Here is a 25,156-nt window from a genome sequence, read left to right as displayed (position 1 = left end):
TCGCCTCCCAGCTCGGCTCCTTGGTCGCGCCCACTGGTGGCCCCGCGCCCCGCTCATCTGAGCGGGAGTCCCATCCCTGTTCGGCCATCGGTCGGCGGAAGTATGGGAATAATTGGCTGCTGTCGAGGGAGTGGCTGGAAGTGTGATCGGAATAGCGCCGACACTTCTCGCTGTCGCGAGATTTACCACGGTTCTGCGAGTGTGCGCATTCATGGTCGCCTCCGTTTCCGCTGGTTCCCAGGCGGTGCAGCAGCGGCGGAATCTGTCCTCGGGGTCTGTAGCGTACCCTCCGTATTCCCTGCCGGTTGTCGTTTTGACGACTGCTGCGGGGACGCTGGGTCGGCCCCGAACGCTGCACGGTAGGCAGCACGAATCTTCTTCCCTTGCCCGGTCAGTTTTCTTGGTGGCAAGGTACGGGCGGAGAACCAACCTGCCGGTGCGCCGTCGACCACGAGATTCGCGTAGATCTCAAAGCGTCCAAGACTCTGGAAATCTTCACGGGTGAGCTTGGTAGTGGTCTTCGCGAGCGCGGTCGCGTCGTTGGGGCTGGCCGCGAAAGTGATCTGGTTACGGGCATTCAGCTCCAACGCGAATGCCAGTGTCTTGGGGAGCTGCGATCGCCCCTGAGCGGCAAGATGCCATCCAACACCATAGGAGCGGCTCGTTGCCAAGGCATCATCGATCGAGGTCGGCAAATGGAGATAGCGCTGCACTTCATCGACAAATACCATCCCTGGGCGCTTCTGCGGATGCTTCTCGAGGGCACGTTCCTGGGTGGCGAGCCAGAGCTCGGAGACGATCAGCCCGCCAAGAAGCTGCGCGGCACCCGGCCCAATGAGGGCATCATTGAGCGGCACCAAGACAGCAAGGTTGCTTTTCCAAATGTCTCGGAGCCGAAGCTTGGGTCGGGGCTGCCCGAGGATCGCGGCGATGTTCTTTCGCAGGACATATTTGCGCAGCTTATTGAGCGGCGCAGCTGTGATGGAGGCACGGTGCGCAGGACTGAGCCCGTTGAAGGTCGCCCAGTAGGTAGCGAGCGTCGGATCATCGGCGACAGCCCCGATAACGCTGCGTCGGTAGCCGTCATCCGAGATCAGTGGCAGGAGGTCGAGGAGCGTATGAGGTTTCCCGCGCCGCATTCCGCTAGCACACAATGAGTGCAGGGCAACATGCAGCAGATCCTCCGTTCGGGGACCCCATCCGTCAGCGAAGACCGTCTTGAACACCTCGAGGATGCCGTCAACCACCGGGCCAGGATCTCGGTCACCGATATCAAGCGGGTTGAACCCGACAGGACGATCATCTGCCGCATCGATCACTACGATTCTGCCGATCGCTTCCTTGGATGCGCGGGCAACGATTGCGTCGACCAACTGCCGCTTCGGCTCAATCAACACGAGCGGCCTCTCCGCTGTAATATCTGCGAGGGAGAGCAGCGCAAAGATTTGGCTTTTGCCTGATCCGGTGCCGCCAGTAATAGCGAGATGCTGCAACCGCGATGCCGAGGTCAGCCCAACCTGTTTGTCAATTCCTGGTGCTGTAGTGACGGCGAACACTGATTCATCCGTTGTCACGCCTTTGGGCGGCGGAAGAAGCTTCGGGTGCTGTGGTGGCAGCCCCGGTAACGGGAGCCCATCAACTGGCCAGCACAGTAGTGGCGTGAGTACCGCAGCACTCATCGGGATACCCCAGAAGGCTGGACGAGCCGTCACCCACTTATTTGGAGGTTCGGGTGTCAGCGAGAGCTTCGTACCTGGGGCTTCCAACTGCGCGAGCGCCCCAAGCAGCTGACCGCGAAGCATGCGACGACGCTCGGGCGTCGCCGCACTCACCCCGACTCGGACGGTCACCTCGATTCTCGGTGCTGCCGCATGCGCAGAAACACGCTTCCGAGTCTCCGTCGGTGCCGTGCTGCCCCCGCGCAGAAGCAGTTGGGCTAGAGACGGTGCCGGGTCTGCGATCTTGGCAGGCACCGTCATTGGCCGGTATCCGCGGCCAAAGACGACCTGGAGAGCGATTGTCTCGCCGTTACGACGCCCTGCCAACGCGCCATAGAGGGCATGCAGCGTGGCTTCGAGTGCACTGTCGCTGAGGGGTATCGCCCGTGGGGATGCTTTGAGCCTTGCGACGCGATCCGGCGGAGTGGGTCGTTTGGTGCGCAGTAGCAGTGAACCAGGCAGCTGGGCACGAATGAGGGTGCGTAGCGGGGCCTTGCCTGAAGCGTCGCGACCAATGAAATGACGGATACCATCGTCGCCGGCGTAGGCTTCAAAGACCAGCGGACGGGGTGTTCCGGCAGGGCTCAAGAGATCGAGCAGCCGATACACCTCTGCCGACGTGGCTTCGGGGGTCGGCAGAAGCCGGATGAATGAAATGGGGTCACGCATGGCACACCTTCTTCCGGAGAATCTCCGGCTGACGATTACGTACGGTCGGTGTAGGTCGTGCGGTGAGCCCCATGAGCGGGGTCCGGCCAGTTATGAACGATTCCACGGGGTCTGTCAAGCGTCGTTGTGTATTCCACAACGACATGACAGAGGCGAACATGGTCATGCTTCTCACCAGCCGCCCCGCCGCCACCGCCACACGAGAATCCCCAGCCAGGTCGCGAAGATGACGAGTCCAGCGGCGACGATCCCTACCCAGAACTGGGCGAGCAGACAGAACGCGAGATACAGCACGATGATGCCTGCGAGCACAGCAAGACAGAACTTCAGGAACTTCATCCCCACTGGACTCATCTCCCTTTCGATGGACTTGGACGTTGAGTTGTAAGGCATTAGTCATCACGAGGCCCTCCACCGCCGGCCTCAGGCAGTTGCGTGAATTTCGCGTCACTGGGTACCGGGTATCCCGGCAGCATGAAATCGGAGTCAACCTCGTTGCCCCACACCAGCCACTGCGAGCGGGAATTCGGACGGCGTCGGGCAAAGAGTTCCGCGTAGGGTCCGTCGAGAATCCGCTCGATAAGGGGAATCATCTCGTCGGGCTTCCTGCTGTGCTCAGTGCGCGGGAACAGCAGCGTAGAGCGCTGCGCCCGGTACTTGAATGGTGCTTTGCCGCGCACTCCGTGCAGCAAGGTTTCGTGACTCGAACGAAAATACGTGCCGAGTCCCATGTAGTACTTATCCCACGCTGCGTGAGATTTAAACTCGAAGCCCCAATCGCGGAGCACGTCGAGCCCGGCCGGAAGGGCCGCGTTCGTCACCCACATGAGCAGCGTCGCGTTCTCGTCACTGAGTTCTTGGATGAGCGGTCCCATCTGTTTGATGCGCTCCAAGGTCATCAGGTCGTAGTGCTGGATCGCGCCGCGCTTCCCTTTTTGGGCGATATCCCAGGGCGGATCGACGTACCAGACACGGATCTTGGTGTCGGTGCCAAAGCGGGCCAGTCGTGCGCAGCGCTCTGTGTCGGCAGATGAACTGGTGGTGTGGGTGGTGGTCATGTGAATGTGCTCCTTTCAAGGCCCTCACGCTGTGTAGCGTGGGCGGCTTGCAGATGAGTTATGGATGAGCGGCGCGGAGGGGTCAATGTTCGGACCGGGAACCGCAGCCGACAAGACATGAGCGAGCGGAATACCGAGCCCTGCCCTGCACCGCTGACGCCAAGGTGTAGAGATGGCGGCATTCCCGCATGTTGTGAAATGAACAACGCATGGCCGAACCGAAGTACTGCTAGTCGGCCCGCTTGATAGTGCCGGAGGTGAGATAGGCGGCCCGAGTGAGAGCCCGGGAAGCTTCGTCGCGGTCAACAGCCAGCTGCTCGGCGAGTTCGAGGATCGTGTGCCGAAGCTCTTCTTGCGCATCGTCGAGGTCTTCTTCAATGCGTGCGAGTTTCCGCTGGTGACGAGACTGCCGCCAGTCACCGAAGCCTTCGAGGAACGCTTCAATGCCGAAGACGACAGCACAGCCGATAAGGAAGCTGACACTGCTGGCTGCTGCGATCGTCACGATGAATTCTGCGGGGTGCATCAGAGCAGTCCTCGCTGAGAACGATGGATCGCGCCCTGCGCATACCCGGTGACAATTGCCTCATACAGGTGTGCACCCTCCGGCGTAGTCTTTGCGTGGGACTTGGCCTGCGCCACCAATGCGGCAGTGTTACTGAGCGCAGTCGCTGTGAGATAGGACTGGGCGTGTTCTTCCGCCGCGCGGAGCGTCGCCTGGGAAGCGAGTTCCGCCTGCCGGAGCTGGTGACGCATCGCTACACCAGCGATCGCGACTTGACCTCGTGCCTGCACCTGCTCGACGTCACGGCGCACCTGACGAGTGGTCGGTGGGGAGAACAGTGGGCCGAGCGCCCCGCTGCGCTGCTCCCCAAAAAGAGAGATTTCGTTCGACATGATGAATCCTTTTCTGTTTGAAAATGAGGAGGAAGATTGTGGACTTGGGGTGGACGGCTCGGACCGTCCACCCCGTTCTGGGCTACTGCTTGGCGGGCCAATCCAGCGGATGTTCCTTGAGGTGTACGAGGTAGTCGTACAGTGCGCTCAGCTCCTGCAAAAACGGCTTGGATGCGGCAGCCAATGCTGCGCCGCGCTGGGGTGACACCAGCGACAGATCATCCCTGAGCTTGGTCATGACGTCCAGATACCTGTGCATCTGATCGGCGAGATCACCACTGAACTCGTAGACAAGACGGGTGCGGAACTCGTCTGGGTGGATGCCCTGCTTCTTGGCGAGTGCGGCGAGCCTGGTGAGGGCTTCTGCCTGGTCGGTGGCGAGGGGGTTAGCGTTCATTGGTGTTCCTCCTTGAGTTGCTGAGAGTTCAACAACATCAGCGCGAACGCCGAGAACTGCACATAGGGGATGTAGGGAAAGATAGGGAGCGCTTTTGAATGACAGAATGAGAGCATGACGATCGCCGATGATCTTGTGCCCGGTTCCACCCGATGGATGAGCAGTGTCAATCAGATGCAACGATTGCTACTGGGGGTGGTAGATCGCCCTGCGGAAGGAAACGCAACCTACCAGCTTGCTACGGGAATGGGGCGATGGGCGGAACTCCACGACACGCTGTCGGAATATGCGCACTTTCGACTCGGCCCTAACGAAAAATGGTCAGTTGAACGCAGCTGGGAGTTACTCCTTAGCGTCATCGACGATGCAACTCCCACCATCGATTCTCGAGACTTCTTCGCCGCTCGAGTGCTTCTCAACCTTGTTAACGCCCCAGATGAGAACGAACCTATCCCTGGCACTCCACCAAAACATGGAGAAACATTGGCGCAGCTTCGTACACACGCTGGGGTCGCGAAAAAGTCCAGCTTTTCGCAGGCTGTCACGGTTCGTAAAGCGTATTTGCTGGGTCTCTTCGAGCTCGAGGCTGTCCGTAGTTTCAGCTTGAATCAGGGGCCGATGCCGGACATCGCCGCAACAATCTTTGGGGTAATGCTCGCTGAAATTGATCGTATCCATGATGAGCGAGCGCAGGCACACTTGCTCGACGTGCCTGGTGCCACGGTCATGGGAGGTTGGGGTCCGCATCGCGAGATGTTTTCATACAAGGACGGCTCTCCGTATGTGGCGCTCAATAGTTGTAGTGACAACCCCCATATCGGAGATGAGCGCTGCTTCGTGGCGCTCAGGCAGGTACCTATTCCAGGCTGGGAGGTGCCGAATGTGTGGAACAGCGACGTTTGGGCACGTAAGGATCAGGAGTATTTCGTTCGTATTTACGTGAGAAATTGCTGTGACACGGACGCGAGTGATGGCCCGGCAACGTGGGCGTATGGGGTTCGTGTACGTGTGTTTCTTATTATGGAGCGCGACCGAGCGGCAGTGTTCGCCGTCGTTGGCTCTGATAATGCAACCAAGATTTGGGATGGTGCGACGGTGCACTTCGATCCGGGAATCATCCCGCAGTTCGTAGCGGGGAGTGCAAAGCTCGAGAATAACGCTCACCCGAATGGTGGCCGTATACTTGGAGAAGAGATCTTCTCACCTAGCGGGACTCAGATTGGGTACGAGCAGATGAACGGCATTCTCCCCGCTGGATTTCCTTACGCTGGCTACATCACGGTCAGGTTCAAAATGGTCAAGGGAACGGTGACTTCCGAGGGGTCCGGCGAATAGGAAAAGCCTGCTCCGGATGGAGCAGGCTGGTGGTATGTTTGGTGGCTCCTACTTACTTGTTGGTGCGCAGTTCTTGGAATTGCTCGAACTGTCCCTGACTATGGGCCATAAGCACGATTCATTCACGAGGTAGCGCGTCGTAGTTTTTACAACGTCCCGAACCGAATATTGACTCCCTGCCTTGCTGCGCCATACTCAGGGGACCTCGTTCCTGTCCAGCGGCTACGACATGATCTACACCGGATCGTGGGCCGCAAGCATGAAGGAGGTGCTCGCTATGAGCGAAAGCATCAACGGGCAGGGCGCTGCCTATAAGGTACTCACCGTCCGCACCAGCGAGGACACTCGGGCGCAGCTCGAAGTCCTTGCTCTGCTCAACGAGCGTAGCGTCACAGAAGAGACGAGGCTCGCGCTGGAGCACTGGGTCGAGAAATCCAAGTCCGACCCTGCTGTACTCAGGCGCGCCGAGCAGGTGCGTGACGAGATTGAGCGCGAGGCAGAGACTAAGCGCAACGCTATTGCGGCAGTGCTTGGCAAGGACAAAGGAAAGGCCCCTGCTCGGTCACCCAAGCAGGTTTCTCCGGAAGCCTGAACATGCAGCGGCAGCCTTGCTCGGAGTAGATGATCAAAGGGTCGTCCTCCGGGTGGGCTGCCGCGTCTCACATTATTAGTGGTAACTTTCGTAGCCCGCGACAGACGCCCCGGAGGATAACTGCTGCGCTGTGATTCTTGACGGTTTCGTTGGTGTACATCGTAGACGGCAAGAACCAATGCTTGGGGTCTATATCACCGGGTCACCCGGAACCCGACGGATCCGTTCGAGTTCGAGAGTGCGGTGCTCAGAGCGAGTGCCAGCACACCTGTGCTCGACCCATTGCTCCAGTACCCACCCCGCTGGAACGCACGAGTACCTGTATCAGCGAAATTCGCGTACACCTGGCCGATTCCCTTCGATGCATTCCAGCTAGTGATGCTCGAGAGTTCAGCTGTCGCTCCAAGTGCAACTGAACAAGACACCCTTGATCCACTCACCCCCCCCCCGAACAGCTACTTCCAGACGAGCCCGGGCCGAAACCCGTTGACTTGAAGCCCTGCCTGGGCGGATTGAGCACCAATGGCCCGAATGGGCGGTAGCCTGCACGGTGAGGCTGCGCTACGGTTACGAAATGGAGATTCATCCGCTCCCGGAAGACCAGAGCTATCGCACCTGCGCGAGTTGTGGTGCAGACTGCGAACCTGAGCCCATGAGCGCTGGAGATGGCACATTGCGGGTTGCGTTCATCTGCCTACGTTGTGGACTTCACTCGGTGGTAGATCCGTTCGAGCATCTCCGGTGAGCGTCACCCCTGCTGTCTGTAGTTGTCAGTACTCTCGGAGAAGTAGGTATCGCGTGAGTAGATGGGAAATTTTGGGTTGATTGATGTTGCAGAGCTCGATTACTCCCTTGTCTGGCCGAGGGAGCTTTTCGAGTGGGAGGCCAGGCGGATCCTAACCTCTAAGGGAAACGCTTCTGCCAAAATTGAAGCGCTCTTCGGTGAGGCATTTGCAGATGTCGACGTTGCCGCTGTGGTTGCGCCTGCGCCTCGGGGGTATGGCGCTGCACCGCCGAGTGATGCAGAAGATCGTGCACTCCTTCAAAGCCTGATCAGCAACGAAAGCCCGGTTCGCCCATACAAGCGGGCACAGTACTGGCTGGAGCGGCAGAAAGACTCAGAGCCAAGAATTCAGCGCAAGCGCTTTAGCGAAGCCTTTCTCGAGCTTATTGATGAAATGCAGGATCTGGGTTACTTCCCGAAAGCTTTGCCTCGAGGGTGTGTCGATGATCGTGGTTCTTGGGGTTTTGACCTTAGCGCGGAGATTAGTAAGGCCATCAAATGCAATATCGTGTGGCCAGACGATCTGAAGCAAGAGTCGTTGTCGTTCCCTGATGATGTTCTCTACTCCGTCATCGAGTATTTCCATGACCAGGCTCAACGCCCGCGAACTCGATCACTGCATGAAACATTTGGGTGTGGATATCACTACGAAAATTTCAGCAAGGCATCGGGTGGAGTTGTGTACAGGTGGAGAGTAAACGAGTTGCTCGACTCCTACGATGTTGGCCTGAGGCTTGGCAACCAGGGAGATGAGACTGGCAAGCTAATTCAACACGCGGCTCTAAACCTCGACGAATTGGGTGATCAAGCCATAGCAGTCGATGCATTTGATCGTGATAGAACTGTCGCCGATGCTATCCAACTCTATCGCAAGCGGGCAGCCACGACTACGGACCGGCGAGCGGCAATTGCGCAGCTTGCCAACTATCTAGAGCTGCGCCGGAGTGAGCTGAAGAAGGTGCAATTCTCGTCGGGTGATGAAAGCGCCTTGTTTCAGATCTTCAATAAGTTCATGATCCGACATGGTGACTCTGCCCAGCGTGGTGACTATGGCGATGAGTATTTGGACTGGATCTTCTGGACTTCGGTGTCGGCGATTCAGCTCGTTCGAGCGCGCACTCAAGTCAGCTGACAGGCTCGTCTTGAACCTCGATCAGAACCTTAACTCTTCACGAAAATACCTGATCATGAGATAATCACAGGAAGATCGCAGTGTCCGGTTGCAGCTCTACCTAGTTCCCGGCTGCATCGACTCGCTCGGCAATGTCGGTAGCCACCGATAATCTGGCCAAGTACGTCCGGTGATCATTTTTTGCTACCGCTATGGCGCGGAGAAAGGAGCACACATGTTTAACGACACAGACCGCATTCGTCCTGTATTAGTATCGCGTGCTCTGGATCGTTCCCAGTTCACCCGTAAGAATAGGTATATCGCGTAGTGGCTGCATATCTAAGTGACTACCAAGCGAAGTACTTCGCTCATGAGCTCCAACGGAGCTATGCCAATGACCACGTTGGCAAGCTCGCCGGCCTTCTATTTGACGCTCAGGTCGAGCCGAAACCCCACCAAATCGATGCTGCGCTGTTTGCCCTGCAGACCCCGTTCTTGCCAGGGGTTATTCTGGCCGACGAGGTTGGCTTGGGTAAGACCATTGAGGCTGGCATCGTCATCTCGCAGTATTGGGCAGAGCGTAAGCGACAGATACTTATCATTGCCCCTTCTAGCCTCCGTCAGCAATGGCAGCAGGAGCTGTATGAAAAGTTCATGATCTCGTCGAAGATCCTTGACGCAAAGTCAAAGGGCAGTTTGCTTGCTCGGTCAGCAGGTCGGTCGACGGATGTGCTCATCTGCTCTTACGAATTCGCACTTCGTCACGAAGCTTCCCTGCTCAAGTCGTGGGATCTGGTAGTTGCCGATGAGGCGCACCGATTGCGCAGTTACTGGAACGGCAAGGCGAAGATGGCTTCCGCTGTTGCAAGTATCGCTCGCAATGCGCACAAGACAGTCCTACTCACCGCGACACCACTTCAGAACAAGCTCGAAGAACTCTACGGACTTGTATCGATCTTCGACCCGGACTACTTTTACTCCCTCGAAGCGTTTCGTGAGCGTTACATCAAGAACCGCGATCTCACGGGGGACGATGACCTCGTCGATCGTGTGGCCACCATTTCAAAGCGCACGCTTCGCAAGGACGCCAGTAAGTACATTCGATTCACAGAACGGATGGCGATCACCGTTGGCTTTACGCCGTCGGCTGATGAGCTTCGGCTGTACGACCTGGTCAACGAGTACTTACAACGCGACGAGCTGTTCGCATTTGCTGGGTCGCAGCGTCATCTCTCCGCACTAATTATCCGCAAGCGGCTTGGATCATCCACATATGCAGTAGCCAGCACCCTCGAGAACATTGCGAACCGTCTGGCCGATGAAGTTGCGGCAGGCAAACGACGTGATAATCGCGGCGGCTTGTTCGTTGCAGATTTCGATGTGGACGACGAAGTTGAAGAAGAGGTAATTGAAGCTGCCGAACAGTCAGTCGAGGATACGCACAATGTCGCGCTCGACGAGGATATTCTCCGGCGCATGCGTGCTGAGGTTGATGAACTTCGTGAATATGCAGCCCTCGCCCGCTCAATCCAGGTGAACCAGAAGGCCGTCAAATTGCTGGATGCGCTCGACATGGGCTTTGAGCGGCTTAGCGAACTCGGGGCGGCTCAGAAAGCAATCATCTTCACTGATTCGACCAAGACTCAAGACTACATTGCGCGCTCCCTCAATGAAGCGGGTCGCGGTGAAGGCGTCGTGCTTTTCAACGGTAAAAATAACTCGCCAGAGCAAACAGAGATCTATAAAGCGTGGCTCGAGAAGAATCGAGACGGAGACCTGATCACAGATATTCAAGCAGTGGATCGGCGGAAGGCGCTCGTGGATTACTTCCGCGATGAAGGCACGATCATGATTGCGACCGAAGCTGCTGCAGAGGGTATTAACCTCCAGTTCTGCTCGATGCTCGTTAACTATGACCTCCCATGGAACCCGCAGCGAGTCGAGCAGCGTATTGGACGTGTGCACCGTTTCGGGCAGCAGCATAACGTCGTTGTAGTTAACCTCTCCAACAAGGGAAACTTGGCGGAGCAGCGCATTCTCGAACTGTTGACGAACAAGTTCCAACTGTTCTCGAGCGTCTTTGGTGCCAGTGATGAGGTACTTGGTGCTATCGAGGATGGTCTGGACTTCGAGAAGCGAATCAGCGACATTCTCACCCGCTGTAAAACATCTGACGAAATTGATTCGGCCTTCAAACAGCTTGAGGAACAGTACGCGGGAGAGATCTCCAAGGAGATGGCCAGCGCGAAGGCAAAGGTCTTCGATAATCTCGATCCCCACGTCCAAGACCGGCTGAAAGCATACGATGCACAGTCGGGCGAGGTCCTGAATAAGTTTGAGCAGCTTCTCCTCACTATTACTCGACATGAACTTCGCGACATGGCAACATTCGAAGAAGATGGCCGGAACTTTGTGCTGAACTATGCGCCTACGGAGGGCACTCCGACAGGCAGATACTTCTTTAAGTCGAAGCCTCAGCCGAATGCGCACCAGTATCGCTACGCAAGTCCACTCGCTGAGTACGTCACCTCCTCTGCGAAGACGCACGACACTCCTCCGCGTGAACTCACCTTCTCGCTCGGAGCGTCTGAGCGTGTCAGCACCGCTGTAAAAGAGCTTGAGGGTAAGTCCGGGGAGCTGACTGTCAATCTTGTGACTTTCAAGATGAGTGCTCGCGACGAGGATATTACCGAGTCGTATATGCTCGCTGGTGGCCATACAGATGAGGGCAAATGGCTCGACGAAGAGTATGTCGCCGACATCCTCGAACTCGCCTGCTTGAACGTCAGTGGTCAGCCGGTCGCTGTAAATACCAGCAAACTTGAACCCCAGCTCAACATCCGCTTGGCCGATATTGAGAAGGAAGTTCAAAGCAGAAACTCCCGGTACTACGACCAGCAGGAAGAACTGCTGTATCGCAATCAGCAAGATCGTAAGGCTGAGCATGAAGCGAAGATTCGTGAGTACCGCGCCAAGGAGAAAGAAGTCCGCAAAGCCTCGAGGCAGGCGGACGATCCAGTCGAGCAGCTCAAGCTAAAGCGCGAGGCTCGCAAATGGGAACGACGAGCCGACGAAGCCGACGACGACTTCCGAGTCGAGCGCAGAAAGCTTCAGTCGGAGATCGACGAGAAGCTAGACCTGATCGAGCAATCGCTCCAAGGTACGCAGTCAAGCGAACACCTCTTCGCAATCCGCTGGCGAATAACCCCGTAAGTCGAACCGACTGCAGCAGATATCAAGCATTTAAGACAACTAAGAAGGCACCCATGAACGACGAAATCTACGAGACACCATCTACAACACCAAATTTCCAAACTGAGCTTGCCGCCCAGCTCGCCGATTTGATGCCTGAAGCAATTGCCGATTGCAAGATCGATGTGGAGAAGCTCAAGGAACTGCTAGGCGGCGACGTTGCCGATACTAGCGAGCGCTTTGGGCTGTTCTGGCCTGGCAAGAAGAGAGCATTGCGTGCGGCTCAGGAGCCAACAGCCGCGACCCTCCGTCCAGATTTTGAGAATTCCAAAGACTGGGACACGACAAAGAACGTCTTCATCGAGGGAGACAATTTAGAGGTGCTGAAAGTGCTTCAGAAGCACTACCACGCCAAAATTAGGGTTATCTATATCGACCCTCCCTACAACACAGGTAAAGATTTCGTTTACCCGGATAACTATCGAGAAGGACTTCAAACCTATCTCGAGTACACTGGCCAACTCGACGAATCGGGTAAGGCAAAAAGCACGAGCGCACGGAACACCGCTGAGAATCCTCAGTACCACTCCGCCTGGTTGAGCATGATGTACCCACGACTCAAGCTCGCACGAAACCTAATGGCAGAAGATGGTGTGATCTTCGTATCTATCGATGACAATGAAGTCGCAAATCTTCGCAGAGTCTTAGACGAGGTGTTCGGGGAATCAAACTTTATCGAGAACTATATCTGGGAAAGCAATTTCCGGCCCGACAACAGCTCTCGTATAGAACGTGAGAATGCGCAGCATGTTCTGTGTTACGCACGTAATAAAAGTCGGGTCGGTGCGCTTGTTGGGGCGCAGAAGGCTACCGAGGGACTCCCATCGCTTACGAAATCATCCATGAAAGAAACGACCCTGAAGTTTGAACCGGACTGGTTAGAACTTCAACTCGCAGATGGCGAGTACCCTGCTGGCGAGCGGAAATCTGGATACACCCTACTGGATGACGTAACGGTAGCAGACGGCCAGGCCACCGCACCCTTTTCACTTCGGGGCAGAGTAATTTGGTCGCAGGACTACCTCGAGAAACAGATCGCAGAGGGAACAAAAATTGTCATCAAAGGCGATGGATTCGTCCCGTACTCCCGAAAGGTCACCACGTCGGCGCTTGCGCCTACAACACTGATTCCACGAGATATAGCAGGGGATGTTCTCGCGGGTAACGCGGAAATCAAAGGCCTGTTCGGTGCAGCAGTGTTTAACCACCCAAAACCAACTGGGTTACTAAAATATTTGATCAGCTCGGTAGTTAGTGATGATAAGAACGCAATTGTTCTAGACTTCTTTGGCGGATCCGGCAGCACGGCGCATGCTTTAATGCGGATGAACGCTGAAGATCAAGGTAGCCGTCGATATATCCTGGTGCAGTTACCTGAACCGACACCAGACGGATCTGCTGCGGATGACGCAGGCTACTCAACAATCTCTGAACTCGCAAGAAAGCGCATTGATCTTGCTGGTGAAGCGCTCGATGCGGGCTTCTCACACTTGGATTTGGGATTCCGATCTTACTCACTTACTGATACCAACTTTTCAAAGTGGAAGCAGTCCAGCGAAGTCGAGCTCAATGAGCTCGAGCAGCACCTTCTGGATCTACGTGAAAGCAGTAGCGCCGATGAGGCCTCGGCAGACGATCTCCTTACTGAGATACTGCTCAAGCAGGGCTACTCGCTGACTGAAGACATCTCCGCGGTCGACATCGCTGGCTTGAACTTGCGCTCCGTTGCCGATGGTGTTGTGCTCGCCTATCTGAACGAAGATGTTAAGCCGACGCTCGACCAGCTCCGTGCGGTTGCAGAAGCAGATCCGATTCGACTCGTGGTCCTTGAAGATGCATTCAAGGGTGATGACGAACTTAAAACTAACGTCGCTCAGCTCTGCAAGAGCAAGGGCATTGAGTTCTGGACGGCGTAATGAGTAGCACTGCATTTCAGTTTGACGACAGCCAGCAGTATCAGCTTGACGCTATCGCCTCCGTGGTTGACCTGCTAGACGGGCAGCCTAAGGACGCCGAGCAGTTCAAAACCACGCTTCGTGGCAAGCTTGCAGTGCCGACCCCGATTGACGACGGACAGGCTGCATTCGAGTTTAGCGAAGACGAGCTTGCTCAAGAGGTCGGTGCGGTCGGTAATAGCCTGGTGCTTGACGAAGACACTGTGCTTGCAAACTTGCAGCGTGTGCAAGATCGCAACGGCCTTGAAGTTGTACCGAAGCTCCGTACCGAGACGCTCGATTTCGACATCGAGATGGAGACCGGTACAGGTAAGACTTATGTCTATCTCCGCACCATCTTTGAACTCGCAGACAAGTACAACTTCACAAAGTTTGTGATCCTTGTTCCGAGTGTCGCTATCCGTGAGGGCGTGAGCGCCAGCATCCGTCAGATGCGAAAGCACTTCGAAGACCTGTACAAGAAGCGTGACATCACGTTCGATTCGATGGTCTACAGCGGTAAGAGCGCTGAAGAAGTCCAATCATTCGCAACCTCCACGAACGTGCAGATCATGATTATGACGATCGACTCCGTGCGTGGTAACTCAAATACTCGAATCATCCACCAGAACCGGGATAAACTGAACGGCCTAAAGCCGATCGACTATCTCCGCGCGACCCACCCGGTCGTCATTATGGATGAGCCGCAGAATATGGAGTCGCTCCTTTCCAAATCTGCCGTCGGCGAGCTTGAGCCTGTTCTCACGCTTCGTTACAGTGCGACCCATAAGACTCTCCGCAATGTTGTCTATCGGCTTGACCCAGTTGACGCGCACGACCTCGGGCTCGTGAAGCAGATCGTTGTCGCTGACGTCCAGCAGCTGGGCGCAGACGCGACCCCATATGTAAAACTTGTCGAGGTTCGCAACGACAAGGGTTGGGGCGCACGTCTCGAGTTATCGTGTCGTAAGGCTGACGGTTCCCTTGAGCGACGCCTCGTCACGGTGAGGCCCAACCAGGAGCTGTCCGATCCTCGCATTACTGACAACCCTGCCTACGAAGGCTGGCGTGTGATGAGCGAGATGAACATCTCCTTTGGCGGAGTTCCCGGGAGTGTCGAACTTAACATGCATGGCGTACTGAGTGAGGGCGAAGCGATCGGTGCTTCGACTGGAGCGATCTACAAGGAGATGATTCGCGAGACGATTCGTGAGCATCTCCGCAAGGAGACACAGCTCCGCTCTAAGGGCATCAAAGTGCTGAGTCTGTTCTTTATCGACAAGGTTGAGAACTTCCTCGGTGACGGCACGAACAATAACGACGCGAATGGCCAGTTTGTTCAGTGGTTCGATGAAGTGTTTCGCGAGGAGCGTGCTCGTTCTGCAGTGTGGCAGGAATTGCTGCCGCAGGATCCGTCTGAACTGCGTCGAGGCTACTTCTCAGTACTCAAAGGCAAGAAGGGTGCTGCGGATACCTTCCAGGACACTACTGGCAAGACCAAAGATGATGACGATGCGTACCAGCTAATCATGCAACAGAAGGAGCGTCTCCTCTCCGAAGAGGAACCAGTTCGCTTTATTTTCAGCCACTCAGCGCTTCGCGAGGGTTGGGACAATCCGAATGTCTTCCAGATCTGTACACTCCGAGAGATCGGCAAGGATACGGAGCGTCGCCAGACTCTTGGCCGTGGGCTCCGCCTTCCGGTAGCACGAAGTGCCGATGGCTATGTCCGTGTCGCAGATCCTGGAATTGCAACCTTGACGGTGATCTCCAACGAGTCGTACAAGCGCTTCGCAGATGAGCTGCAGAGGGACTATAAGGAGGCTGGCGTCGAGATCGGGCGAGTGCGCCGAGCTGAATTCTCGAAGATTCCACTTCGAGATGACGGCGGAATTCTTACAGACGCAGTATTTGGATACGAACGGTCTGTCGCAGTCTGGAATCATCTGCAGGCAAAGGGCTTTATCGATGATGGCGTTGTCACGCCGAAGTTCCAGCCGAATCAGCTGGGCTTCACGCTTGGTCTGCCTGAGGAGTTCGATCCGTATGAACGGGATATTGCAGAACTCATTGCTCGCGCAAACATCGGTAAGTACGTTAAGCAGGCCAGTCGACGTGAACCGCGCAAGCTGAACAAGCAGCTCTTCTCGAACCCAGAGTTTGAGCAGTTCTGGGAGACGATCACACAGCGCACAACATACCGAGTGAATGTCGATCGCGAGAAGCTGATCGATAGCACAGTCGATGCGATGCGTGCGGCACCAACGATTGAGCCGCTTCGCATCCAGGTGACGCGTGCTGGCGTGAAGGTGCTTCGAGGGGGTGCGAAAGGCACGGAGCTTGGTAGTCGCTCGGCTGAGTTGCGCGGCAGTTACGACCTGCCAAACATCATCGGTGAGCTTCAGGAGGCGACTTCCCTCACCCGTCACACCATTGTTGACATCCTGCTGAAGAGTGGCCGCCTTGAGGAGTTCATTCAGAACCCGAATGACTTCATCACAATGGCTAAGCGCATCATGCAGACAGAGCTCGCGAAGATCGTCGTGGACGGGGTTCAGTACCAAAGGATCAACGGTTCTATCTATGAGTTGCGGCAGCTGCTCCAAGATGGCGAGGACGAGAAAGATCGCTTCCTCGATCAGATGTACAAGCTGGAAAATGCTGAGAAGTCGGACTTTGACTACGTCATCTATGAGTCCGAGCCTGAACGTCAGTTCGCTGAACTCCTCGATGGACGCGAAGACATTAAGTTCTTCATGAAGCTGCCGAGCAAGTTCAAGATCGATACACCCGTTGGGCCATATAACCCTGACTGGGCGATCGTGAAGCATGAAGATGGCGAAGTGCGCGTCTACATGATTCGTGAAACGAAGAGTACCGACGACGAAGCGAAACGACGCCCGAGCGAGAATGCGAAGATCAAGGCCGCTATTCAGCACTTTAAAGCGATTGGTGTCGATGACTACGCAGTATCGGTTCCTGGGAGTTGGAAGGTTTAGAGATGTCGGTATCGGAAGACCAACTGAAGACTTGGACGGCGCCCTCAAGCGATGCAGAGCAAGAGAAACAAGATCGCACCGAACGTATGATCAGGGAAGCGATTGACGCTCATCCTGGGTTTGACGGGTACCGGTCGCTTTTCTCTGTCTACGCAAAAGGGTCATACGCCAACAACACGAATGTGAAATTCGACAGTGATGTCGACATTGTTGTCGAATGCTCGGATGTTGAGTACTGGAGAAATGCAGACCGAGATAACCCGGGATACTCCGGAGGTACCCCTTATCAGGGGGTCTGGACTCCGGAGAAGCTCAGAACAGAGATTGGTGCGGCATTACGCAGTAAGTTCCCGGGCTTCGTCTCGGAGGGGAGCACTGCGTTCGAAGTAAATGCAAGCTCGTCTCGGGTAAACGCTGACGTCGTCCCCTCGTTTACATTCAAGCTTTACTACTCGAGTGGAAACTACGCTCGTGGAACCAAGGTATTCAAGAAGGACGGAACCTCAGTCGAGAATTATCCAAACCAGCAGCTTGAGAATGGGCGTAGTAAGAACAGCAATACGAACTTTGCCTACAAGAAGGCGGTCCGGATCTTGAAGCGGCTCGAGAACACCTTGGTTGAGAAGAAGCTTGCTGAGCCGGTGCCATCATTCGTGCTCGAATGCCTGATATATAACTGTCCTGATGAATTCTTTACGCGGGGCAGCTGGCGAGCTGTAATGCGTGCGTGCCTGGCTGAGATTTTTAACCATACTCTGAAGCCCGAAGCAGACAATGACCGATGGCTCGAATCTAACGGCATAAAGTATTTGTTTCACCTGAATCAGAAGTGGACACTTCCGCAGATCCATAAGTTCGCTGACGCCGCTTGGGACTACATGGAGTTTGATTGATGACAAACGGGTTAGCGATTCGGATAACAGTTGCGGTAGTTGCGGCTGTTTTCATGATCGGTTCGTGGGCGAAAACTGGCGACCCACTGGTGAGCCTTCTGAGCTTGTTCTCTGCTGCAGTTTTCGTCGTAAGTTTCGCATTCGCGCTCTGGGACAAATGGTTCTGGAAGATTCCATTGGTTCAGCGCATCCCGACGGTTCCTCGGAACATCTGTGGCACGTGGCGAGGCACCCTCGATTCGATGTGGGTCAACCCCAACACGGGCGAGTCGCCGTCACAGAAGACTGTCTATGTCGTTGTGCGCCAGACCGCAAGTTCGGTCACGGTCACTCTGATATCTGACGAATCAAAGTCCAAGTCGTCACTATCGCAGGTTAAGCATGAAGACGGCGAATGGTTGCTGCATTACATTTACTCCAATGAGCCGCATGTAGCAGTTCGAGGTCGGAGCCCCATTCACCACGGATCGGGCGTCTTAAGCCTGGTGGGAAACCCCGTCGCGAAGATATCTGGAAGCTACTGGACGGACAGAGACTCCAAAGGTTTCATTGAACTCATCGGGCACACCCGCAGAGTAGCAACCGATTTCTCGGAAGCTGAGGCACTCTTCGAAGATCGGAGCTGAACCGTCTCTGCCTCAAAAAGTTGGCCGTGCTTGCAAAGGGCCTCCGCGGGCCGGGAGGGTTGCCAGAGTAAAGCTGTGGCTGATTATCAAGCTGCTGCAGCGAGTCCCTCGCCAGTGGCGACGAAGGATATGTGTGCCGATCGCTGAGTCCGAGACTTTATGACAGTGCTTCCCAAGATCGATACTACCGATTGGCGAGCGCCTTTATTAATCTTTCCGGGCAGTCGGAGGGTCAGAAGATGTTGGATGAAATTAAGGAACGTAGATCCAAGGGGCTATACGTAGCTCCTAGCTGTTCCGTGTGCGTGACTCTTGACGTGTCGGTGGTCGCTGTCATAATCAGGGGCAGATCAAGAAAGTATCAGTGAATGCATAAGCGGATCAAAGGAGACCTGCGGGTAACAAAGCCATGAGACTAGTGAAAGCAGAAATAAATGGATTCGGCAGATTAGCCGAAGGTACCGTGAACCTAGATAGCAAAGTGATTGCGATTGTCGGCCCAAATGAGGCAGGAAAGACGACCCTGCTCAAGGCTCTGGCCTATATAGACAATGAAAAGGTGCTCTCCGTGTCGGAGCGTTCTCGAGGTATGGATGTTGCGGACGATTCAACAGTAGTAAGGGTTCAGTATCTCCTCGATGATGAGGATCGTAAGGCTGTTGAATATCTAGAACTTCAGGAAGCTCCGCGGGTAATGTGGCTCTCCCGCACTGCTGGAGGTGGTGGTCGGCCGAGGGTGACCATTGAACCACAGGTGCTGAAAGCTATTGCTCCGCTGGAGGATGCCGTAAAGAAGCTTCGCGCCAACAGCTCGAAGAAGATGCTTTCGCAGCTTGATTACACAGCTCCCGAACCTGATGAAGATGGAAACGTCGAGCCAGTAGATGACGCCCGGGCTGGATTACGCGAGGCTGTTGAAAGTCCAGTTGCGGCTTTTCTTGAAGCTGCATCGGCCGCCGGAGACCTGAGGTTGGTGATATCCGAACATTCGGATTCTCTGCGTGAAGCTGCTGTTCAGTTGGACCAGTACCAGGTTGCTACTCCGATAATAGAGGCGCTGACTGAGGTTCTTGCCTGGTGGGATCGGGAAGACCCTACTGCCGCTGCCAATGACGCACTCTACGAGCGTTCCCCTGACATACTCCTTTTTGATGAAGCGGACCGCGCGCTTGCTTCGAGCTATCCTCTTTCTGCTGAAGAGGTTGCGAATCCGCCGGTAGCGCTCGGAAATATTGCAAAGATGGCAGAACTCGATCTTCAGGCGCTGTGGCGCGCGTTTGAGACTGGGGATGAGGGAGAGCGGGAGACCCTGATTGATCAGGCGAACCAAACCCTCGCGAGGAAGTTTGCAGCCGCATGGAAGCAATCCGATGTCTCCGTGCATCTAAAAACTGAGAACACAGCACTCTATATACGGATCAAGCAGGACGGGAAGCGGATTACGCAGTTCGATGAGCGTAGCGCCGGTCTAAAGATGTTTGTCGCGCTGGTGGCCTTCCTCGCTGACCGCGATGAGCAGACCCCACCTATCCTGCTCATAGATGAAGCCGAGACTCATCTGCACCTCGATGCTCAAGCTGATCTGGTTAATACTTTTATGACGCAACAGCAGGCTGCGAAGGTCATCTATACGACGCACTCGCCTGCTTGTCTGCCGCCAGATCTTGGCTCAAACATTCGAGCGGTTGTACCTAGTGACGAGCACGAGTATCGCAGCATAATTCAAAGTAGCTTCTGGAATGGCACTGCAGGATTCTCACCACTAATGCTCGCAATGGGGGCTGGTGCTGCGGCATTCTCAACGGCTCGATACGTAGTTCTGGGTGAGGGCGCATGTGAGATGATTCTCCTCCCGAGCTTGATTAAGGCCGCTATTGATGTTCCAGATCTTGAGTACCAAGTAGCGCCGGGCCTTTCCGAGGTTCCCGCAGATCTCTATCCAGACCTGGATCTTCTCGGCGCTCGCGTCGCGTATCTAGTGGATGGTGACAAAGGTGGCCAAGACCGGCGAACTGCGCTTATCGCGGGAGGAGTTCCCGAGGAGAAGATTGTCACCTTAGACGCGTTGACACTTGAAAACCTTCTGGACAAAGCTAGTTACCTCGAGGCTGTCAGGGTTCTTCTGGGGGAGTGCAACCCTAACGCCGTCATTCCCGACCTCCCAGATCTTCCCGCGGCTAATGAAGACGTTTGGCCTTCTGCTCTGAACGAGTGGGCGGTCAATCACAAGCTCAAAATGCCGGGCAAGAGGGTTATTGCCAGCCGACTCATCGAGGAGGGCCTGGCGAATCCAAGCGAATATGGCACTCCGATTCTTCGGCGTCTTCACGACCAACTCGATGCGGTACTGAAAAGGTCTGATAAGGCTGTTACCGAAGCGGGCGAGGTGACTTAGGTCGCATCTCCACCCCAGCATTATGCAGCGCTCGTAGCACTGATCCATGCGAAAGCTGATGCCGATCTTCTAGCTCCGCGACCGTGGCGCCCTCTTCGTATTCCTTGACGAGCAGCGCCTTCGTTTCCGGAGATACGACCTTTCGCCGCACCACTACATTGTTCTCTCGGAGTAGCCGCACGAGTGCTGATGGTGCAACGCCATACTCCTGCGCTAGAGAACGGGCACTTTCCCCTTCTCCATACCTACACAGAATCTCACGCACCTTCTCCTGTCCGAGCCGCTCGCCAATATTGTGAACCTGAAACTGTTGTTCATTCCTGGTCGGCGAAACTGCTGGGTATTCCTGGGCGAGATTCCGCAGCGTAACAGGGGTGAATCCACGGGTAGAGTTTTTCGACAACGCGTCTATTACGCCAGCAAAATAAAACCCCTTGAGTTTCATTGAAGCTCAAGGGGTTTTGCTTTATATAGCTACGTGCCGGCCTACCCTGGCATGTCCTTGATGAGGTTGGTTATGCGCATCGTGCAGCACCGATCGCCGTCTTCGTCAGTCACCACGATTTCGTGCACCGCGATAGTTCGCCCCAGGTGCACTGGTGTGCAGACACCCGTGACGAAGCCGTCCGTGGCAGAACGAGTATGCGTCGCATTGATATCTACTCCCACTGCCAGCCGCCCGGGGCCCGCGTGGAGGTTCGCCGCCATTGAGCCGAGCGATTCGCCGAGGACAACGTAGGCCCCACCGTGCAGGAATCCGACGGTCTGCCGGTTGCCATGCACTGGCATGCGCCCAACCGTGCGTTCGAGGGTGTACTCGGTGAATTCAATGCCCATTCGCTCCATGAGTTCGCCGCCACCGTGAGCGGCTACCCAGTTGTCAGCGGTAGGGTGTGCGGTCTTGGAGAATGTGTCTTCACTCGTCTTCATACGGCTGCCCTCGATGTTCCAGTAAACGTGGGCGTCCGCTTCTCTTGGAACGCTGAGAAGCCCTCACGGTAGTCATCGGTGTCGCACAGGGCAGCCTGTGCCTTGTTCTCGGCTGACATTGCCCGCCAGAGCCCCGTGCGCTCGTCACGGAGCTGGTGTACGAGCAGCTTCGACGCGATGAACGCTTGCGTCGCTCCTTGCGCGGCGATTGCGGCAGCCTGGCGTGTGGCTGCGAGAGCGGTGTCGTCGGGAAAGGCTTGCGAGAATAGTCCAGCGGTGACGGCCTCGGCGCCCGTGAGTAGCCTGCCTGTATAGATCAAATCGAGTGTTCTGTGTGCGCCGAGCCGTTCAAAGAAGAGCGCGTGCCCGCCGGAGTCGAGTGTCGCGCCAAGCTTTGCAAAGGGGCTCCCGATCTTGGCCGATTCCGAGACGTACACGACATCGGTCGCGATGAGTAGGCCGAGACCAACGCCGAGACATGCGCCGTGCGCGAGTGCAAAGGTGGGCGCGGGAAATGCGCTCATTTGTTCGAGCAGAGGCTGCACGCGTTCGGCCAGGTAACCGAGCACATCGTCTTCTCGGGGATCTACTCCCGAGATATCGCGGCCGGCGCAGAACGCGCGCCCCTCACCCCGCAACACGAGTGCCCGCACTCCGTTATCGGCTGCTTCGCGGTACGCGGCAGCGATTGAATCGAGCATCTCGGGGCCGAGGGCGTTGAGCCGGTCGGGTGCATTCAATGTGACTTCAGCGACACCGTCATGAAATGTCAGCAATACATCTTGGGTCATTGTGTGACCTTTCTCACTAGGCGTCGAAGTCGAGCACGAGGCGGTCGGACTGTGGGTGTGACTGACAGGACAAAACATAGCCACGTTCGATTTCGTCCTCCTCGAGCGCATAGTTTTCTGTCATTGACACGGAGCCTTCGATGACGCGTGCCCGGCACGTGCCACAGACACCGCCGGCGCAGGCGAAAGGCACGTCGGGGCGGACACGAAGGGCCGCGTTGAGAACTGACTCGTTTGCCGCCACAGGACTCTCCACGGAGGCTGAGGTGCCGTCGAGTGTGAAATCGATGGTCACCGTCTTTTCGCCTCCGCGAACCTGGACAGGTCGTGCCTGTGGAGTGAACCCAGGTTCTCCAGTTGAGAAGAGCTCGAAGCGTACGTGGGAAGAATCAACCTCATGCTCGGCGAGAAGGTCCCGGCATAGCTGAACGAGTTCGAAAGGGCCGCAAAGAACCCACTCATCGGTCATAGTGACGGGAATGACCTGCTGCAGAATCGTTCGCAGACGATCCTCGTCCAGCCGGCCAGACATGATCGGAGCGGATCGCTGCTCCCGCGAGAGCACATGATGCAAGCCGAAGCGTTGCGGATAACGATCCTTCAGATCGGCGAGTTCTTCCACAAACATGACATCAGTGGATGACCGGTTCGTGAAGACGAGGTCGAACCGCGATGAGTCGCTCTGGCTCAGCACGCGGTGAGCCATCGTGATGATTGGCGTAATCCCTGAGCCGGCAGCGATACCGACTACGTGTCGTCCTGTGAGTTCGTCCAAATTTGAAGTGAATGCGCCCTGCGGGGTCATGACCTGCAGGGTATCCCCGACTCGAAGTTCTTCGTTCACCCATGTGGAGAACACGCCGCCGAAATCACGCTTCACTGCGACCGAGATACGACCCTTCGTAGGCGGACGGCAGATTGAGTAAGAACGCCGTAGATCCGCACCGCCAATTGTGGTGCGAAGTGCGAGATGCTGGCCGGCGAGATAGTGAAAGTCGTCTGCGAGGTCTGGTGGCACCTCAAATGTAACTTCGACGCTCTCCTCGGTAAGAGCTCTGAGTTCAGTGACTCTGAGCTCATGGAATGTCGCACGCTTCTTTGCGGCGAGATTAATGGCAGCCATGATGTTCCTTCCGGCATGCTTAGTGCGTCTTAAAGAAGTCGAAGGGCTCATAACAGGCGAGGCACTCGTAGTGTGCTTTGCAAGCTGTTGAGCCGAAACGAGCCACTTCTCGGGTGCGAATCGAATGGCAGCGGGGACACTTCACTCCGAGCTGGATTCGCACGGGTCCGGTGCCAAGCGCTGAGCGTGGATGGGGGGCGGCAATGCCGTACTCTTCGAGCTTTCGTTTGCCCGAATCGCTCATCCAGTCTGTGGTCCAAGCGGGCGAGAGCGTCGTGGATACATTCACTTCGGTATATCCGGCAGCGCGAAGTCGCGCGGCGACATCGTCCCGCATCTGATCGATCGCTGGGCACCCCGAGTAGGTCGGAGTCAAAACGACTTCAGCGCCGGCATCTGTGAGCGTGACGGCTCGGAGGACGCCGAGATCTTCGATAGTGAGTACCGGGACCTCGGGATCGGGTACCTGTGCGGCAATGTCCCAAGCGCGCGCGGTGGCTGGGTCGGCTGGGCGGATCCCGGTCACCATGATGCACCAGGATGTCGGCGGGGGAGCCACTGCAATTCAGCGATGATGTACCCCATGCGTGTGCTGTGTATCCCAGAACGACCACGTGCTCTGGCGGGCTGCACCTGTGGCACCGTAAGCTCTGCCTCATCGAGTACCGCCGTAACAGCTGCATCGAAGCCAGCCCGCAGCTGGGAGGGGCGTGGTGCAACATTCGCCAGTTGCTCATTCAACGGGTGGTCAGTGAACAGCTCAGCGACGAAAGGCCAAGCGCGGTTGAATCCCTCAATGATGCGCGCTCGTGAGAGGTCAGTGCCTCCAGCGAGACGCAGCACCCACTGTGCAGCGTGGTCGAGATGGTAGGAAACTTCGCGCTCGGCTTTGCCAGCTATGGCCTGCAGTGACGGATCACTGCTCGTGAGGAGCGCCCGGTACACCTGTAGCTGGTACGTCGAGAAGAGGAACAGCCTGGCGATCGTGTCACCGAAACCACCGTTGGGCTGTTCGACGAGCCAACAGCTTCGAAACTCAGGCTCGTCGCGCCAAAACGCGAGGTCATCCTCAGACCTGCCGGTTGCCGTACCGGCATAGTGAAGCAGCGCGCGGGCGTGGCCGAGTAAGTCGAGTGTGATGTTCGAGAGCGCCATGTCTTCTTCAAGCTCGGGCGCGCGCGAAATCCACCAGGCGAGCTGCTGGGACATAATCAGTGAGTCGTCGCCGAGCCACATTGCGTACTCAGCGACATCTGCTGAAGCGGTATGGCCGGCTCCTGGCAGCTCGTCCGCGAGACGTATCTCATCAACCGTGACGTCACCGTGAGCCTCGTGATCCTGACTCATAGGTGCTTCACCCCCTCCGCGATCGAGTAGTACACCGCGTGACGGTAGTTCTTCCCTGCGGGCGATTCAAAGTACGCCCCTTTGGAGTCCGGATCGCTCGTCGTGATCGCTGCGGCCGGTACAACCCAGATCGAGACGCCCTCATTGCGGCGCGTGTACAGATCGCGCGCATTGCGCACAGCCATTGTTGAGTCGGGTGCATGCAAGGAGCCTGCATGCACGTGACTCAGGCCGCGATTTGCGCGAATGAATATCTCCCACAGCGGCCATGACTCAGTGCTGTCTTCTCCTGGTGTTGACATCTT

21 protein-coding genes are annotated in these 25,156 nt (G+C 56.2%); 9 read left to right on the top strand and 12 right to left on the bottom strand.

Annotation, left to right across the window (positions count from 1 at the left end; all coding sequences use genetic code 11):
* Window positions 1–209 precede the first annotated feature (209 nt).
* The 6 genes from ICL81_RS06635 to ICL81_RS06610 form a co-directional block, all read right to left on the bottom strand.
* Window positions 210–2,387, bottom strand: coding sequence for a type IV secretory system conjugative DNA transfer family protein (locus tag ICL81_RS06635; RefSeq protein ID WP_188034119.1), 2,178 nt, complete (start codon window positions 2,385–2,387; stop codon window positions 210–212).
* A 171-nt stretch (window positions 2,388–2,558) separates the two neighbouring features.
* Window positions 2,559–2,732 carry a hypothetical protein gene (locus ICL81_RS06630; RefSeq protein WP_188034118.1) on the bottom strand — a complete coding sequence of 58 codons (174 nt, stop codon included), beginning with the start codon at window positions 2,730–2,732 and terminating at the stop codon, window positions 2,559–2,561.
* A gap of 47 nt (window positions 2,733–2,779) precedes the next feature.
* Window positions 2,780–3,445 carry an MT-A70 family methyltransferase gene (locus ICL81_RS06625; RefSeq protein WP_188034117.1) on the bottom strand — a complete coding sequence of 222 codons (666 nt, stop codon included), beginning with the start codon at window positions 3,443–3,445 and terminating at the stop codon, window positions 2,780–2,782.
* Window positions 3,446–3,674: 229 nt separating this feature from the next.
* Window positions 3,675–3,971, bottom strand: a complete 297-nt coding sequence (locus tag ICL81_RS06620; protein ID WP_188034116.1) for a hypothetical protein — start codon at window positions 3,969–3,971, stop codon at window positions 3,675–3,677.
* Window positions 3,971–4,342, bottom strand: a complete 372-nt coding sequence (locus ICL81_RS06615) for a hypothetical protein (protein WP_188034115.1) — start codon at window positions 4,340–4,342, stop codon at window positions 3,971–3,973. Before ICL81_RS06615 ends, ICL81_RS06620 begins: the two co-directional genes overlap by 1 nt.
* A gap of 82 nt (window positions 4,343–4,424) precedes the next feature.
* Window positions 4,425–4,739 (bottom strand): hypothetical protein, encoded by a 315-nt coding sequence (locus ICL81_RS06610; protein ID WP_188034114.1) that lies wholly within the window; start codon window positions 4,737–4,739, stop codon window positions 4,425–4,427.
* Between the two features lie 114 nt (window positions 4,740–4,853).
* On the opposite strand from ICL81_RS06610, the gene ICL81_RS06605 reads away from it, so the two are divergent.
* The 9 genes from ICL81_RS06605 to ICL81_RS06565 all read left to right on the top strand — a co-directional run bounded on the left by ICL81_RS06605 (window position 4,854) and on the right by ICL81_RS06565 (window position 20,660).
* Window positions 4,854–6,074, top strand: a complete 1,221-nt coding sequence (locus tag ICL81_RS06605; RefSeq protein WP_188034113.1) for a hypothetical protein — start codon at window positions 4,854–4,856, stop codon at window positions 6,072–6,074.
* 277 nt (window positions 6,075–6,351) lie between these two features.
* Window positions 6,352–6,666, top strand: coding sequence for a hypothetical protein (locus ICL81_RS06600; RefSeq protein ID WP_188034112.1), 315 nt, complete (start codon window positions 6,352–6,354; stop codon window positions 6,664–6,666).
* An 806-nt stretch (window positions 6,667–7,472) separates the two neighbouring features.
* Complete coding sequence (locus ICL81_RS06595; RefSeq protein ID WP_215394761.1) at window positions 7,473–8,582, top strand: hypothetical protein; 1,110 nt, start codon at window positions 7,473–7,475, stop codon at window positions 8,580–8,582.
* A gap of 306 nt (window positions 8,583–8,888) precedes the next feature.
* Window positions 8,889–11,774, top strand: coding sequence for an SNF2-related protein (locus tag ICL81_RS06590; RefSeq protein WP_188034110.1), 2,886 nt, complete (start codon window positions 8,889–8,891; stop codon window positions 11,772–11,774).
* A gap of 53 nt (window positions 11,775–11,827) precedes the next feature.
* The gene (locus ICL81_RS06585; protein ID WP_188034109.1) at window positions 11,828–13,729 is read left to right on the top strand and encodes a site-specific DNA-methyltransferase; all 1,902 of its coding nucleotides are present in this window, start codon (window positions 11,828–11,830) and stop codon (window positions 13,727–13,729) included.
* Window positions 13,729–16,746 (top strand): DEAD/DEAH box helicase family protein, encoded by a 3,018-nt coding sequence (locus ICL81_RS06580; RefSeq protein ID WP_188034108.1) that lies wholly within the window; start codon window positions 13,729–13,731, stop codon window positions 16,744–16,746. Before ICL81_RS06585 ends, ICL81_RS06580 begins: the two co-directional genes overlap by 1 nt.
* A gap of 2 nt (window positions 16,747–16,748) precedes the next feature.
* Window positions 16,749–17,639: a nucleotidyltransferase gene (locus ICL81_RS06575; RefSeq protein ID WP_188034107.1), complete on the top strand. Its 891-nt coding sequence runs from the start codon at window positions 16,749–16,751 to the stop codon at window positions 17,637–17,639.
* A 53-nt stretch (window positions 17,640–17,692) separates the two neighbouring features.
* Entirely contained in the window at window positions 17,693–18,265 is a 573-nt protein-coding gene (locus ICL81_RS06570; RefSeq protein WP_188034106.1) for a hypothetical protein, read from the top strand.
* 409 nt (window positions 18,266–18,674) lie between these two features.
* Entirely contained in the window at window positions 18,675–20,660 is a 1,986-nt protein-coding gene (locus ICL81_RS06565; RefSeq protein ID WP_188034105.1) for an AAA family ATPase, read from the top strand.
* 486 nt (window positions 20,661–21,146) lie between these two features.
* Here ICL81_RS06565 and ICL81_RS06560 read toward each other — a convergent pair whose 3' ends face one another.
* Genes ICL81_RS06560 through paaB form a run of 6 tightly spaced genes read right to left on the bottom strand, consistent with a single transcriptional unit; the run spans window position 21,147 to window position 25,153 of the window.
* Window positions 21,147–21,590 (bottom strand): PaaI family thioesterase, encoded by a 444-nt coding sequence (locus tag ICL81_RS06560; RefSeq protein WP_188034104.1) that lies wholly within the window; start codon window positions 21,588–21,590, stop codon window positions 21,147–21,149.
* A complete protein-coding gene (locus ICL81_RS06555; protein ID WP_188034103.1) occupies window positions 21,587–22,381 on the bottom strand; it encodes an enoyl-CoA hydratase/isomerase family protein in 795 nt (264 codons plus the stop codon). Before ICL81_RS06555 ends, ICL81_RS06560 begins: the two co-directional genes overlap by 4 nt.
* Before the next feature lie 16 nt (window positions 22,382–22,397).
* Complete coding sequence (gene paaE, locus ICL81_RS06550) at window positions 22,398–23,504, bottom strand: 1,2-phenylacetyl-CoA epoxidase subunit PaaE (RefSeq protein WP_188034102.1); 1,107 nt, start codon at window positions 23,502–23,504, stop codon at window positions 22,398–22,400.
* Between the two features lie 19 nt (window positions 23,505–23,523).
* A complete protein-coding gene (paaD, locus tag ICL81_RS06545; RefSeq protein WP_188034101.1) occupies window positions 23,524–24,033 on the bottom strand; it encodes a 1,2-phenylacetyl-CoA epoxidase subunit PaaD in 510 nt (169 codons plus the stop codon).
* The gene (paaC, locus tag ICL81_RS06540) at window positions 24,027–24,851 is read right to left on the bottom strand and encodes a 1,2-phenylacetyl-CoA epoxidase subunit PaaC (protein WP_188034100.1); all 825 of its coding nucleotides are present in this window, start codon (window positions 24,849–24,851) and stop codon (window positions 24,027–24,029) included. The genes paaD and paaC overlap by 7 nt, the downstream gene beginning before the upstream one ends.
* The gene (gene paaB, locus ICL81_RS06535) at window positions 24,848–25,153 is read right to left on the bottom strand and encodes a 1,2-phenylacetyl-CoA epoxidase subunit PaaB (RefSeq protein ID WP_188034099.1); all 306 of its coding nucleotides are present in this window, start codon (window positions 25,151–25,153) and stop codon (window positions 24,848–24,850) included. Before paaB ends, paaC begins: the two co-directional genes overlap by 4 nt.
* Between the last annotated feature and the right edge of the window lie 3 nt (window positions 25,154–25,156).

The organism is Leucobacter sp. cx-328, from assembly GCF_014530035.1.
Classification (GTDB): Bacteria; Actinomycetota; Actinomycetes; order Actinomycetales; family Microbacteriaceae; genus Leucobacter.
This window is presented reverse-complemented; position numbering and strand designations above follow the sequence as displayed.